Here is a 14,313-nt window from a genome sequence, read left to right as displayed (position 1 = left end):
GGAAGAAGGTCCTGGAATTTGCTCAGAACTTGTACACGAACCCGCCGCTGAAGATGTTCATGCCGGCTCCCACCTTGGTCTGGCCGGGAGGAAGGGTCTGGAAATTATGGTCTGAAAACTCGCTGCGCCTGTATTCCACCCGCAGCGTGGCATGTTCGCTCCACAGATACTCCGCGCCCAGGCCGGCGGTCCAACCACTCAGGGTGGCGCTGTCCGAACCGCCAGGCTGGCTCTTGACCTCAAGATTGGCGAATGCGAAGCCGCCCGTTCCATAGATCAGGATGCGATCGAAGCTGTAGCCGGCGCGCGCCTGGATCGAACCGACCATATCGACATCGCTCCTGGTGTGGGGCAGGGCGCCGGGCGTGCCCTTTCCATCCATGAACGAGTAGGACAGGTCCGCTGCGGGGCCGAAGACGATATTGCCCATCTGGAAATTATAGCCCGCCTCGGCCCCCAGCGAGACGCCGTCATCGTCCTTGAGATAATGGCTGCCGCGTCCGCTGAAGGACAAGGTCTGGTAGGTCAGGATCGGCTTGGCCCACACACCGCTCCAATCATAGGGCGCGGCCAATTCGCTGTAGTGCGGAATGATGAGCGAGAGCGGCATTGGCAGATTGCCGATCGGCCGCAAAGCGTCCGGCAAGCTCTGTGCCCCCGCCGTGCCCGACCAACCCAAGGCCGCGACGGCAAGCACCATGGCAATCTTCGTTTTCATTCGCAAAGTCCCCGACCGAACCGACACTCCAATGGGCGCATAAATTCAGTGTTGTAAGTTCAAAGCACGATCTTAAGAAGTCTTGATTTCGCCACAGACGTAAAAAAATTAATTTACCGTTAACGGGAGTGTTTTTCTCGTGCGGCATCCCAAGGTGTACTATTTCGTGATTTGCTTGTTATTTATGTTATAGTTTTTGCGCAAGTGGCGTTCGTGCTCCGCCTTGTATAATAATGCGGCTGCTGTTGCTCAGGGTAAGGCGATGGCGATCAGCCTTGACGCTACCTTGTACGATTTGGCTGATTGGCCCGACTGCATCAAGCCCCTGGAATAGCCGGTCACGAACGCAGGGTAATGCCGCTTCGATCGGAACCGCCAATTCTTCAGACGATTCTCCCTGCAGGCGACCGACTGCCCGGTGTCCGGCTCGTGGAAGAGCTTCGGGGTGTCGTCACCCGACGGCGCGGCGGCAAAGCTTTCCGCCGCCTGGGCCACAAGGAAGGGGCCGCAGACAAAACCGCCGATACGGCGCCTTCACGCAGAAATGGCGCCGCGCGCCGCGGACAGGACTTTCCGCGACGCGCGGCAGGCCGCTATCTGTTGCGGGAGCGGCTTCTTGCCCGGGTTTGGCCAAGGCCCATGGACTTCGCCAATTCAGAGCGCTGCTTGGCGTAGTTGGGCGCGACCATCGGGTAGTCATCGGGCAGGCCCCACCTCTCCCGGTACTCTGCCGGCGACATGCCGTATTGAGACGACAGATGGCGCTTGAGCGACTTGTATTTCTTTCCGTCTTCCAGCGAGATCAGGAAGTCGGGCGTCACCGACTTGCGGATGGGTACGGCAGGAACAAGCTTGGGGGCTTCGGTAGCGACCGCCGGTTCACCACGAGCAAGACGATCAAGAGCTCGGTGTGTTTGTGCAATCAGCTCAGGCAAATCGGCCGATGCGACGGAGTTATGGGCGACATAAGCAGCAACGATGTCAGATGTCAGTTCGGCGATGGAGGTGTCCATAGTGGCTCTTTCTTATAACGAGTACAAAAGACCGTGAGCAATGACCGTGGCATGACAACAACGGTATTGGTGATGCAGTCCATGCCTGCAACATGCCGAGTAGAGTTTGGCTTATTTAAGTCAGCATATCCAAGTTCCGCCTCCATCAACACGAATCTGGCGCTTTGACGGTATGATTACCCCGCTCCGGCCAGTGGAAACCTGGCGTCTTCACCTCGATACTGTCGAGGAGAAGATGCGAATCATCGAAGAGGCGCGGGCCTCCGGCGAGGCGGGGTCGCAGGTGCGTGGGAATCGTCATCGTCAGACAACGCCGATCTTCGCAACGATATCAATGACATAGGGCGTCAATCGGCATCCGTGTCCCGCGCCGATTCATAGGCGCCCTTTGGAAGGAGCAGCCCAGTACGAGGCATAGGTCCCGGGAGGAGCGTCTTCGCGGCCGACGGCATGGTCCAAAAAATGGAACGATTTTCGAAATGGCATGTTGTCAGCACAGTTTGCTTGGACGCGACCTTCACAGGCTGGGGAAACAAAAATGCGGACTATTCTCCTTATTATCGTAATCATACTTCTGCTCGCGGCCCTGCCTACCTGGCCCTACAGCGCAGGCTGGGGTTATTATCCCTCGGGCGGCCTCGGCGGTGTTCTTGTGATTGTACTGATCCTGATTGTTCTGGGCGTAATATAGCAAATCGATTTGGAGTCCTGGCAAGAACGACAGACGCTTCGCCAAGTTATTTGAGAACTATCCGGATTGGCTGCGACCAGGGAACTGATGTGACAGGCGATGGGTTGAAAGCAGCGCCCAAGTCCCAACATCCCGAATAAGATCGATCTCAGGACACGCGCGCCACACAAGCGCAAGTGCTATTGAAGGCGCAGGCCACGTTTCGAGCTGTCTTTGCTATCGTTCGATGAGAGAAGCCGTCATAACAGTAACAGGCCACTCATCTATTGATTGCCGTGTTGTAAATTCACACGTCATTTTCCGGGTGGGATAGCCGCGGGCCTGGAGTGCGGCGTTTTGCGACGTTTATCCCTTGTCGCATCTCCGGGAACAAAGGCTGTCAGCCGTGGTTCATGGGCAAAGGAGCGTCTTGGTGGAAGTGTTGTCAGCCGCATCGGAGTTCTTTCCTCTCTCCAAGACCGGCGGACTAGGTGATGTTGTAGGTGCCTTGCCGAAAGTGTTGGCGCCTCTGGGAATTTCCACGACGACCCTCATTCCCGCATATCCTGGACTGGTTGAGAAGCTCAGCGCCGTCAGCAAAATTGCTGAACTGGAACTTCTTGGCGAAAAAGCGGACCTGCTCGCCGGATCGTTTGAGGACATACCGATATTATTGCTGGATTGTGCGAGTTTATTTGCAAGGCCTGGCGGGCCATATTTGAACGAGCAGGGTGTTGACCATCCCGACAATTGGAAACGTTTTGGGGCCCTGTCTCTGGCGGCGGCCTATATCGCGGCCGGCAAAGGCGGCCCGTGGAGGCCGGATCTGGTCCATTTGCATGATTGGCAGACGGGACTAGCCGCCGCATACATGGCTGCGCTCGGGGTGAAGATACCCATCGTCACGACCATTCACAATCTCGCCTTCCAGGGGCAGTTTTCCGCGGATATATTTACCAGACTTGGCCTTCCAGCTTCCTACTTCAGCACGGAGTACCTGGAATATTATGGAGATATCAGCTACCTGAAGAGCGGCATCGTACTTTCGGATGCCATTACGACCGTGAGCCCCACCTATGCCCGGGAGATCCTGACGGACGATATGGGAATGGGGCTGCAGGGCGTCCTCTCCGAACGCCGGGAACGTTTGCAGGGAATAGTCAACGGCATCGATACGGATGTCTGGGACCCTGCCAAGGATCCCCTGATACCAGCAAGATACGACAGACGCTCATTGAAGCGGCGGGACATCAATAAATCGGAGATCGTGGAGCGGTTCGGGCTGGTCGACGACGGTGGCCCGATCATGTCGGTCATAAGCCGGCTGACGTGGCAAAAGGGCATCGATATTCTCACCGCCGTCGTTCCCGGCATCGTCGACCGCGGCGCAAAACTGGTCGTGTTCGGTCAGGGCGATCCCTCGCTGATCAATCCGCTGATCGATCTGGCATCAAAATACCAAGGCAGGGTTGCCGTCTTCGCGGGGTTCAGCGAAGCGCATGCGCACCTCCTTCATGCCGGGAGCGACATCGTCGTTCAGCCGTCACGGTTCGAGCCCTGTGGGCTCACCCAACTCTACGCGCTCAGATATGGCGCAATTCCGATCGTGTCACGCACCGGCGGCTTGGCGGAGACGATCATCGACGCAAACGAAGCCGCCATGGCCGCCGGGGTTGCCACGGGATTTCAGTTCAATCCGGGATCGGCGGAGGACCTGTATCACGCCGTCGATCGCGCCTTGCGCTCCTACGAGCAGCCCGACTTCTGGCGCAAGCTTCAATCTCACGCGATGAAAGCAGACTTTTCCTGGAAAAGGAGCGCCAGGCAATATGCGAAGATCTATTCCCGGGTTCTCAGATCCGGCCCGTCCTGAGCCGGGGGCTCCGAAATCCGGGTGACAAAAGCGTTTTGCGATTCTCGGTGGTTCGATCTGAAAGCAAAACGCCCTAGTTGTTGAGAGCTGCTGTTGGTCGAGAAGAAAACTCAGACCAGATGATCGTATTGAGAATGCTGCGACCCTCGACCTCAATATCGCCATCGGCGGTCATAACAATTCGGACCGGCCCGGTCGTGACCAGATCAATGGTTATAGCGCCAGTTTTACAGTTGATCGTAACAGTGGATTCATCGTTGCCTTTGCGTTTCGCCACGGCACTCTCTCTTGGTCGATTTTTGACGTCCATTTCTGAAGATCATCGCAAGGCATTACTTTGCGAGGTATCTTCGGGCTCCTCCAGAAAGTCAATCATGCGCTGAGCAAGGGCGCCGCTCAGGAGGCATCTTCCATCGACAATAGAGCCTGCATCATCGGACCTCTCGGAAGTAAACGCTTCAACATTGAGGATGGGCAGCGCAGTGGCCTCTCGGATGCGATCGATCATGGCGGTCGCCGTGACGATGGCCTTGTAGCGGTCCATGGTAGCTGCTTCCACGAACTGGCTAAATTCATACGTGGTTGTTACGGCGAAGCCACACGTCGTAAGGATCTGGTTGATCGCGGCCGCTGCATGGGGATTCCCTAGGCAGACCAAGATCTGTTCACGAACATTATTGTCGCGCTCGGTCCGCAGCATAGTATGATCCTTGTCATAAAAAGCCCTGTGTTCAGTAGAAGATATTATCGCGATCTTCGTTAGGCAATGTGAAGATATGTTGAGTTATGTTTCCGATGTCTCATATTGATACTTTTGATGTGGGCTGATTGCTTTTCCGCCATGCCTGCATGGTGCCTGGATGTTGAGCGAGTGCCAGCGTCAGTTCAATTTGTGTCGTCGTCTGTGAAGAAGATGGATCAAATCGAACGCGGGGATTGAGGCGCGGCGTCGGCTTGAGCAGGCAGCAGGAGACGGACTGTCAAGCCATGAGGGCTACGGTCAACGAAGGACAGCCGACCGTTATGATCGCGGACAATATCGTGGACGATTGAAAGGCCCAGTCCAAATCCGGCGTCGCCGTCGGTCGCCCTGGCGGAGTCGCCTTTGAAAAAGGGTTCCAGCACCCTTGCCTTGAGCTCATCCGGCAGGCCGGGGCCATCGTCGCTGACATCGATCTGCAACGCGCCGCCCTCCATGGTCTCCAGGCTGACAACCACATCGGTCGCGAATTTGGTGCCGTTGTCGACGAGGTTCGCCACGGCGCGGTAAACCCCGTGCGGCTTGCAGAAGTAGGTCAGGCGCGTCGGTCCTCGATAAGAGACGGAGAAGCCGGCGTTCGAAAAGTCGGCGCAAACCGTCTCCAGCAAGCTCGGAAGATCGGCGCGCAGCAAACGTTCGGTCGCAACGTCCTTGCGCAGATATGTCAGGGTCTCCTCGATCATGTCGTTGATGCGGGAGATGTCGCTCAGCATGCCATCTCGCAGCTCGGGTTGCGACGACCGCTCCGCGCGGAGCCGGAGCCGTGTCAGCGGTGTGCGCAGGTCGTGGCTGATGGCTCGCAGCATCCGTGTTCGATCATTGATCATGGTATGGATCCGGCTGCGCATGTCGTTCAGCGCGCGTGCCAGCACGCTGATCTCGCGCGCACCCTTCTCGCTGAAGGGTCTTTCGGGGCCGTCATCCGGGGCAAGAGACTGGGCGGCGGCGGCGAACCGCATCAACGGCGCCGTAATCATGAAGCCGGCATAGATCGTCAGCAAGATAACGACCGGGGCGATCGCCACGACACTCCAGAGCACCACGGGCATCAGCACCCGCAGATCCAGCGCTCTGGCGTCGGGTCGAAGAGTGAATGCCAATGTTCGTGTATCGTCGAGCCCGACAACCACGAGGTCCTGCGCCGCATCCGGGGAGGCGATATGGCGAAGCTGGACATCAGGCAGGTTCGGCAGGCGTTTCGCGACAAGATTTCGGATATCGCCGTCTGAGGTCAGCGCTTGCGTGTCGCGGTCGACCTCTTGTCGCGTCATCTCCCTCACCTGCAAGCCGGCTTTGTTCAGCGCACGCACAATGTCCTCAGCCTGCGCGGGACTGTCCGCGGCACGGATGGCCTTCACAGCCATTTCGATATTCACCGCCAACACGTCGGCAGTGCTGATGACGTGCCGAGTGCCGCCCATCAGTTCGGTGATGCCGGCGAAGATAACCACCAGGAGAACCGGCGCCACGGCCAAGGCGATAATGGGCTCGCGCACCGAACCCGACCTGAACCGGTCCAGCAAGGACATCAGATGCGCTCGACCGTTGGCGTGAAGAGGTATCCGCCCAGTCTGACAGTTTTGATCATCACCGGTTCTTTCGGCTCGGGCTCGATCTTCTGCCGGACGCGGCTGATGTGAACGTCGACGCTGCGCTCCACGGGGCCGGCAAGACCCGCATGGGTAAGGCTCAGAAGCTGCTCACGCGAGAGAACACGGCCCGGATTCTCGCAGAACGCCAGCAACAGATCGAACTCGGCCGTGGTCATCGATATATGGACACCATCCGGATCGGTGAGCTGGCGGGTGACGGGATTGATCTGCCAACCGGCGAAGGTCAGTATTTCGGGGCGTGGCACGCTGGGTGTCGCGTAGGCGGCCCGCCTGAGGAGACCCCGAATCCGTGCGATCAGTTCGCGAGAATTGAAGGGCTTGGTGACATAGTCATCGGCTCCAAATTCGAGACCGATAATCCGGTCCGTGTCGCCGCCCATCGCGGTCAGCATAATGATGGGCATCTGCGTTTCGAGCCGGAGCCGCCGGCAGATGGCGAAACCATTCTCGCCGGGAAGCATCACATCCAGTATCACGAGATCGAAATCTTGCTTGCGTAACACCTTGTCCATCTCGAGCCCGGACTGGGCGACCACGGCATCGAAACCATGCTCGGACAAGCTATCCCTGAGCATTCCCGCGATTTCGCGGTCATCCTCGACCAGGAGTATTCGCGCTCTAGGCGAATGCGCTCTGATGTGGGCGAAGTCGGTCATAGGTATAGGCCTGTCGTCGACGGACTCGGAAGATGACACAGGACCCCCGTCATCGCCATCTGTCGGGTAAGATCGAGCCGATGGCGGCAATCCGTCATGGAGCATGGACATTCATCCAGACGATCAGGGCAAGAAGGCTGAAGACGATCGCGATTGGAATGATGTTTCTTGCCATTAGGATCATCGAGTGGCGAGGATATTGTGGCCGCGAGCGCGTTGAGATCTGCGCCATTCGGCAACGGGGATCGATCGTCGCCCGCCGCTGCGCCCGCCGCAGGAGGCGCCCTCCGATCGGCGCACAAGCCTGCAGCTCTGGCGTCCGCAGACAGCGGCGATGCAGCCGACTTATATTGCCGGCCTTTGCTTGAGGTGGCGTCTGGGCACGTCCCTCGGAGTGCCGTGCTGCTCCGTCCGGGATCGGTGTCACCTCAATTGTGCCATCAGTGCATCCGCACCCTTGTCGATCCCGGTCTGCGCTGCCGCCAGCTTTCCGATACTCGCTCCAATGTTGTACGCGCTCGGATACTGCTTGCTGACGAACGCGGTGAGCAGGCGTGAGGTAGGCGCATCGAAGATCTCGACGGTGTAGATGACCGAGCCGGTGAGCAATCCCTCACGATCACGGGCGGTCTGCACCCCGTTATAGACAGCACCGGCCATGTCAAACCGCGACAGGGTGCTGATGACCGGCGTGGTGGTCACTGCCCCCGTCAGGGTCAACCTGATCCGCAATGTGTTGGGTGCGGGACGAGTCGCCAGCGTGAAGCGGCTGAGCAGCTTCTCGGTGAAACGCGTCTGCATATAGCGGGCGAGCGATAGCTTATCCTCTTCAACCATGTCGCCGAATTGCTGATCCGGGCCCCGATAGACTACGACCGGTTCAACGATGACCTTGTCATAGGCGCGCCAGGCTACCGTTGAGGCGTAGCGATAAGGTATGTGGCCGGATGTGTCGGAGGGGTTCGGTGCCAGATAGGATGACGACGCGACTCCCGAATAGGAAACCGGTGTCACGCCTGCGCATCCAGCCAAGGTGGGAAGGAACGCCAGGACCGCCAGACGACTCGCCCGCGTGAATGTGTGCATTTCAAACTCCTGTTCAAACATAGGAAGTGCGCGAATGAGGTAGAACCAAATCGACGGCAGTCGAATCGGCGGCTTAACGGCGCTGATTTGGGGGGTGCGCAGTTCTGCAGAAACACTGGAGCTTCGATAGTGGCTCGGCTGTTGCTGTAAATTTAGAGTTGTTTAGAAATGTTGCTGGCGGGGTCGGAGGCCGATCGACGGCAAACTTCCTGACGCCCCAAAAAAGCCCGCTCTCCGTTTGCGTCTGCCTGGGGGCTGCTTCAGGCCATAGCCCACCCCGCAAGTGGCAACCTGCCTCCCAGAGTAAAACGCTCTAACGATAGGCCGCGGGATCGGGGATCGGCACCGCCGCGATCAGGTCGCGGGTATAGTCTTCGCGGGGGCTGGTGAAGATGGCGTTGCGCGGACCGGCTTCGACGATTCTGCCATGGCGCATCACCGCGACATGGTGGCTCATCCGCTCCACCACGGCCATGTCGTGCGAGATGAACAGATAGGCCAGGCCCAGGGTCTCCTGCAGCTCCAGCATCAGGTCGAGCACGCGTCCACGTACCGAGACATCGAGGGCCGCCACGCTTTCATCCGCGACGATCAGGCCCGGCCGCAGTGACAATGCGCGGGCAATGCAAATGCGCTGGCGCTGGCCGCCGGAAAATTCATGAGGATAGCGCGTGGCAAGATCGGGCGACAGGCCGACGCGGCGCAGCAGATCCGCGACCTCGTCCTTGCGTTCGGCCGGCGAGGCAAGGCCGTGGATCGCCATCGGCTCGGCAATCGCGGCGCCCACCGTCATGCGCGGATCGAGCGAAGCATAGGGGTCCTGGAAGATCATCTGGGCCTTGCGGCGCACCGGGCGCATCGCCCCGGCGCCGAGACCCTGGATGGGGTCGCCATCGATGCTCACCTCGCCTGAAAAGGGCACCAGGCCGAGCACGGCCTTGCCCGTGGTCGACTTGCCCGAGCCGCTTTCGCCGACCAGGCCCAAGGTCTGGCCCGGTTGGATCTCGAAGCTCACATCCTTCACGGCCGCCGCCTGCCCCACGGCGCGCCGGAACAGGCCGGACGGCTTGCCATAGCTGACTTCGAGGTCGCGCACGAACAGGATCGGCCCGGCACCGGCGGGCCTTTCGACCGGTGGCGTGCTGGTGATACGCGGTGGCGCTACAGTGCCGGCCAGGGCGCCGAGCCTGGGCACGGCGGCAAGCAATTCCTGGGTGTAGGGCTGGCGCGGGTTGCGGAAGATCGCCTGCACCGGCCCGCTTTCCACCAGCCTGCCATGCTGCATCACCGCCACCCGGTCGGCCATCTGCGCCACCACACCCATGTCATGGGTGATCAGGATGATCGCTGTCCCGAATTCGCGCTTGAGTTCGCGCATGAGGGTAAGGATCTGCGCCTGCACGGTGACATCGAGTGCCGTGGTCGGCTCATCGGCGAGCAGGAGCTTGGGCCGGCAGGAGAGGGCCATGGCGATCATCACGCGCTGGCGCATGCCACCGGAAAGCTCATGGGGATATTGCTGCAGGCGCCGCGCCGGCTCGGATATGTGCACGACATCCAGCATGGCCATCGCGCGGGCGCGCACGCTGTCGCCTTCCGCCGCCTGGTGCTGGCGGATAGCCTCGTAAAGCTGGGCGCCGATGCTCATCACCGGATTTAGCGAGGTCATGGGCTCCTGGAAGATCATGGCAATCTCGCCACCGCGCACGTCGCGCATGGCCCGCTCGGAAAGCCGGGCGAGATCGCGTCCATCCAGGCGGATGGTGCCTGAGGCGATGCGCAGGGAAGTCGCCGGCAGAAGACGCATGGTGGAGAGCGCCGTCACCGACTTGCCCGAGCCGGATTCACCCGCGATGCACAGGGTCTCGCCGGGCGCGACGCTCAGGCTGACATCGTTGATGACGCGCCGTGCGCCCTCGGGCGTCAGGGCATCGACGCACAGGTTCTCGATGGCCAGGATCGGCCTGTCGTTCATCGCCACGGGTTGGTCCGCCAGCAGAGCGGTCATGCAAATACGATCCGCGGGAAGTAGAAACTAACAACCCAATTGGGCATATCCACGATCTCGCTGATCCTGAGGTCCCCGCAGACGGAGCAGAGCATATAGGCGTCCACGGGCGAAAGCCCGTGCTCGGCCGTGAGCAGGTCGATCATGCGCATCAGGCTCTCTCGCGCGCCCGTCATCAGGTCGGGCCCGACGCCCGTCGTGACTTCATAACCGGCGGCATCGAGATGATGCGTCACCGGTCCGGGCGTGGTGAAGCGGGGAGAGGCGAGTTTGGTGTCCTTGATGAGATCGAGCGTGACCTCGACATCCATCTGGCTTTCGATGGCGGTGCCGCAGACTTCGCCGTCGCCTTGCGCCGCATGGGTGTCGCCGATCGAGAACAGGGCGCCGGGTACCTCGATCGGCAGATAAAGCGTCACGCCGGCCGTGAGGTCGCGGATGTCGAGATTGCCGCCGACGCGGCGGGGGGGCACGATCGAATGCAGGCCGGGTTCCGCCATGGCGACACCCACGGTGCCGGCGAAGGGTTTCAGGGGCACCTTGCCTCCGGGGCCGAACAGGGAGGGGGCCAACGTTGAAGGCTCATATTTCCAGATGTGGATGGCCGGGTCGGTGAACTGGTCGGCCAGCAGCCCGAAGCCTGGAATATTCGCCGTCCAGCCCAGGCCCGAAGGCGCAAAATGCCGGATCGACACCTTGAGCACGTCACCGGGTTCGGCGCCCTCGACAAAGACAGGACCGGTCACGGGATTGACTCGCGAGAAATCCAGGGTCGTGACATCTCGCGCGGTGGAACCGGCATCGAACTGGCCCCCGGAGGAGTCGAGGCACTCGAAATGAATGGTCGAACCGGGTTCGGCACGCAGAACCGGCGCGAAGTCGCGATTCCAGCCGAGATGATGATCCTTGCGGTGAATGGTGTAGTCACATGCCACGCACATGTTGCGGCCTTTCCTGCCTGGCAGTTTTCTTGAATGTGAGGCGCCGCCAGCCCTCCTTCACGAAGTGGGGAAGAAGGCTCGGCGCCCTGCGATCGGGAGGGGCATAGGCGGATATGGCGCCAGAGCATAGTGGCCTTAGACTCGATCGCAAACGAGGCAGGAGAGGCTGTCATCCCCGGCGAGCACGTCACAAGCTTTTGCTTGTGACTGCGAGGGAAGGGGATCCAGGGGCCGAGGTCTGGGCCCTACGAGCCCCTGGATCCCCTTCCCTCGCTTCGCTCGCCGGGGATGACAGCCAAAGCAATCGAACTTAAAGGCACCACGCTCTAGAGCCCGAGTAGAGCTCCGAGCGCCAGTATCCACAACGCCCCTCCGACATCCGGTGAAGAGGGCTCGAGAAGTCTATGGCTTTACCGAAATGCCGTCGTAATCGATCACCCGGGTCGGATCGATATAGACCTCGTCCGGGCCGCCCATGCGCTTCGATTTGGCCACCACACGGCGCTCGTTGAACACGGGGATCCAGGGCGCGTCCTTGGTCTGGATATCGGTGAAGATCTGCTTCCAGACGTCGGCCCGCTCCGCGGCCTTGGACGGTACCGGCATGGCGTCGGCTGCCGCCGCGCGGGGCTCGATGTCCTTGTTGCAGTACCAGGACCAGTTCCAGCCGCCCTGGACCGCGCTGCCGCAAGCCAGGATCGGGCCATAGAAGTCGGAGGGATCCGGGAAGTCGGCGATCCAGCCCAGACCCCCCGACCACGCCATCGCGGCCTGGCCCTGCGTGCCGCCAGCGGCGATCACATTGGGATTGGCCAGTGCCTTGATCTCGGCCTTGACGCCGATGGCGGCAAGATCCTGCTGGATCGCCGCGGTGATGCGCGGCTGCGGGTCCGTGTTGGACGTATAGATCTCGGTGGAGAAGCCGTCGGGAAGGCCGGCCTCGGCCAGGAGCGCCTTGGCCTTGGCGACGTCGTAGGGGTAGCCCTTGTAATCCTTGTCGTAGCCCGGCATCAGCGGCGGCAGCACCTGATTGGCGGGGGTGGCGCGGCCATTGATGATACGCACGATGCGCTCCTTGTTGATGGCCATGTTGAGGGCCTGGCGCACCTTGGGATTGTCGAGCGGCTTGACCTGCGTGTTCAGGGTTACGTAGCTGGTCTCCAGCTGGTCGCGGTCGACGATCATGCCCGCAAAATCGGGCGAATTCTTCATTTCCAGATATTTGGCCGGAGGAATGCCATCACCGGCAATATCGACCTCGCCCTTCTGCAGGCGCAGCAGCGCGACAAGCGGCTCCTGGCCGACTTCCACCGTAAAGCCGTCGATGTAGGGGCGGCCCTTGACGAAATAATCCGGGTTGCGGGCAAAGACCAGATGCTGGCCCACCGTCCAGTCCTTCAGGATGAAGGCGCCGGAGCCGACGGGCTTCTTGCCGAAATCGCCATTGGCGGCGTCGACGGCCTCCTTCGGCACGACCGAGGCGAAGTTAAGCGCCAGCACGTTCAGGAACGTGGCGTCCGGCTGAACGAGATCGAAGCGCACGGTGTGATCGTCCACCACCACGATGCCGTCCATGGTCTGGCTGGTGCCGGCGGTCATCTTGTCGGCGCCGACGATGGAGTGGAAGAAGCCGGCGCCCGGGCCCTGCGTCTTGGGATTGACGGCGCGTTCGATCGAATATTTCACGTCGGCTGCCGTGATTTCGCGGCCATTGGTGAACTTAACCCCGGGATGGATCTTGAAGGTGTAGCTCTTGCCATCCGCCGAAACATCATAGGAATCGGCCAGCGACGGGCCGAGTTCCGTGGTGCCGGCCTTGTAGTCGACCAGGCGCGAGAACAGGCCGTTGATCATCGACCAGTTCTGCCAGTCATAGCCGATGGCCGGATCGAGCGTGGCGATATCATCCTTGAAGGTCACGGTGATATTGCCGCCCATCGCCGGCGTATCTGCCGCATGGGCCATCAACGGCGCGGCTGCGAGCACCGCGGCGAGGGCCGTACATTTCAAAAACTGCTTCAACATCAATATTCTCCTCAGTCTGGCCGTCTTGCTATTGCGCGCGGATGCGCGGGTCGATGAAGGGAGCGACGAAATCGGCGAAGAGATTGCCGAGCACGATGGCGAGCGCCGAAACCAGGGTGACACCCATGATGATGGGCACATCGAGGGTCTGGATGGCCTGCCAGGCGAGCTGGCCAATGCCGGGCCAGCCATAGACCGACTCGACCACCACGACCCCGCCCATGAACTGGCCGATATCGATGCCGATCATGGCGATGATGGGCAAAAGAGCATTGGGCAGGGCATGGCGCATCACCACCCGCCAGGCCGAAACCCCCTTGGCGCGGGCGGTGCGGACATAATCCTGGCGCAGCACCTCGATCATCGCCGAGCGCACCATGCGGGCATACCAGCCGGCGCCCAGGACGCCGAGAGTCGTGGCCGGCAGCACGACATGGGCAAAGCTGCCGAAGCCCGACATCGGAAACCAGCCAAGCTTGGCGGCGAAGACGAAGAGGAGCAGCAAAGCCACTACAAATTGGGGCGAGGATACGCCGACGAAGGACAGCATCATCACTGCACGGTCGACGAAGCCGTTGCGACGGACGGCTGCGATGATACCGAAGGTCAAGCCAAGCGCGACCTCGACGAGAATGCCGGCGGCCATCAGGACCAGCGTTGCGGGCAGGCGAGCCAGGATCAGGGGCATCACCTCGGTCTTTTGCGTGTAGGACCGGCCAAGATCGCCTTGCGCCAGCCCTTCGAGGTAATGCCAGAACTGCATGATCAGCGGCTGGTCGAGGCCGAGTTCGTGCCGGATGGCGGCCACCATCTGCGGCGTGGCGCTGCGTCCCGCGATCAGCACCGCCGGATCGGCCGGCAGGCAGTAGAGCAGCAGGAAGGTGATGGCGGCGACACCCAGCAGGATCAGGATCGACTGCAGCAGGCGCTGGCCCAGAAAAAGCACCATG

13 protein-coding genes are annotated in these 14,313 nt (G+C 60.6%); 2 read left to right on the top strand and 11 right to left on the bottom strand.

Annotation, left to right across the window (positions count from 1 at the left end):
* Positions 1-22 precede the first annotated feature (22 nt).
* Both ACMDCR_RS28495 and ACMDCR_RS28490 read right to left on the bottom strand, forming a co-directional pair.
* Positions 23-718, bottom strand: coding sequence for an outer membrane protein (locus tag ACMDCR_RS28495; RefSeq protein ID WP_413989836.1), 696 nt, complete (start codon positions 716-718; stop codon positions 23-25).
* Between the two features lie 593 nt (positions 719-1,311).
* Positions 1,312-1,731, bottom strand: coding sequence for a MucR family transcriptional regulator (locus ACMDCR_RS28490; protein ID WP_413989835.1), 420 nt, complete (start codon positions 1,729-1,731; stop codon positions 1,312-1,314).
* A 538-nt stretch (positions 1,732-2,269) separates the two neighbouring features.
* Between ACMDCR_RS28490 and ACMDCR_RS28485 the strand changes: the two genes are divergently transcribed.
* Together ACMDCR_RS28485 and glgA are read left to right on the top strand one after the other, a co-directional pair.
* On the top strand, positions 2,270-2,422 hold the full coding sequence (locus ACMDCR_RS28485) for a DUF3309 family protein (RefSeq protein WP_413989834.1): 153 nt from the start codon (positions 2,270-2,272) through the stop codon (positions 2,420-2,422).
* A 412-nt stretch (positions 2,423-2,834) separates the two neighbouring features.
* On the top strand, positions 2,835-4,274 hold the full coding sequence (glgA, locus tag ACMDCR_RS28480; protein ID WP_413989833.1) for a glycogen synthase GlgA: 1,440 nt from the start codon (positions 2,835-2,837) through the stop codon (positions 4,272-4,274).
* A gap of 73 nt (positions 4,275-4,347) precedes the next feature.
* On the opposite strand, the gene ACMDCR_RS28475 is transcribed toward glgA, so the two are convergent.
* From ACMDCR_RS28475 to ACMDCR_RS28435, 9 genes are all read right to left on the bottom strand, one after another.
* Positions 4,348-4,551, bottom strand: coding sequence for a hypothetical protein (locus ACMDCR_RS28475; RefSeq protein WP_413989832.1), 204 nt, complete (start codon positions 4,549-4,551; stop codon positions 4,348-4,350).
* 42 nt (positions 4,552-4,593) lie between these two features.
* A complete protein-coding gene (locus tag ACMDCR_RS28470) occupies positions 4,594-4,974 on the bottom strand; it encodes a hypothetical protein (RefSeq protein WP_413989831.1) in 381 nt (126 codons plus the stop codon).
* Positions 4,975-5,192: 218 nt separating this feature from the next.
* The gene (locus ACMDCR_RS28465) at positions 5,193-6,563 is read right to left on the bottom strand and encodes an ATP-binding protein (RefSeq protein WP_413989830.1); all 1,371 of its coding nucleotides are present in this window, start codon (positions 6,561-6,563) and stop codon (positions 5,193-5,195) included.
* A complete protein-coding gene (locus tag ACMDCR_RS28460) occupies positions 6,563-7,303 on the bottom strand; it encodes a response regulator (protein ID WP_413989829.1) in 741 nt (246 codons plus the stop codon). The genes ACMDCR_RS28465 and ACMDCR_RS28460 overlap by 1 nt, the downstream gene beginning before the upstream one ends.
* Before the next feature lie 423 nt (positions 7,304-7,726).
* Positions 7,727-8,389 carry a DUF3313 domain-containing protein gene (locus ACMDCR_RS28455; protein WP_413989828.1) on the bottom strand — a complete coding sequence of 221 codons (663 nt, stop codon included), beginning with the start codon at positions 8,387-8,389 and terminating at the stop codon, positions 7,727-7,729.
* A gap of 313 nt (positions 8,390-8,702) precedes the next feature.
* Positions 8,703-10,364: an ABC transporter ATP-binding protein gene (locus ACMDCR_RS28450; protein ID WP_413993753.1), complete on the bottom strand. Its 1,662-nt coding sequence runs from the start codon at positions 10,362-10,364 to the stop codon at positions 8,703-8,705.
* Between the two features lie 29 nt (positions 10,365-10,393).
* A complete protein-coding gene (locus ACMDCR_RS28445; RefSeq protein ID WP_413989827.1) occupies positions 10,394-11,338 on the bottom strand; it encodes an acetamidase/formamidase family protein in 945 nt (314 codons plus the stop codon).
* 402 nt (positions 11,339-11,740) lie between these two features.
* Positions 11,741-13,363, bottom strand: a complete 1,623-nt coding sequence (locus ACMDCR_RS28440) for an ABC transporter substrate-binding protein (protein ID WP_413989826.1) — start codon at positions 13,361-13,363, stop codon at positions 11,741-11,743.
* 28 nt (positions 13,364-13,391) lie between these two features.
* Positions 13,392-14,312 carry an ABC transporter permease gene (locus ACMDCR_RS28435; protein WP_413989825.1) on the bottom strand — a complete coding sequence of 307 codons (921 nt, stop codon included), beginning with the start codon at positions 14,310-14,312 and terminating at the stop codon, positions 13,392-13,394.
* Position 14,313 lies beyond the last annotated feature (1 nt).

The organism is Labrys okinawensis (genome assembly GCF_047345005.1).
Classification (GTDB): domain Bacteria; phylum Pseudomonadota; class Alphaproteobacteria; order Rhizobiales; family Labraceae; genus Labrys; species Labrys okinawensis.
This window is presented reverse-complemented; position numbering and strand designations above follow the sequence as displayed.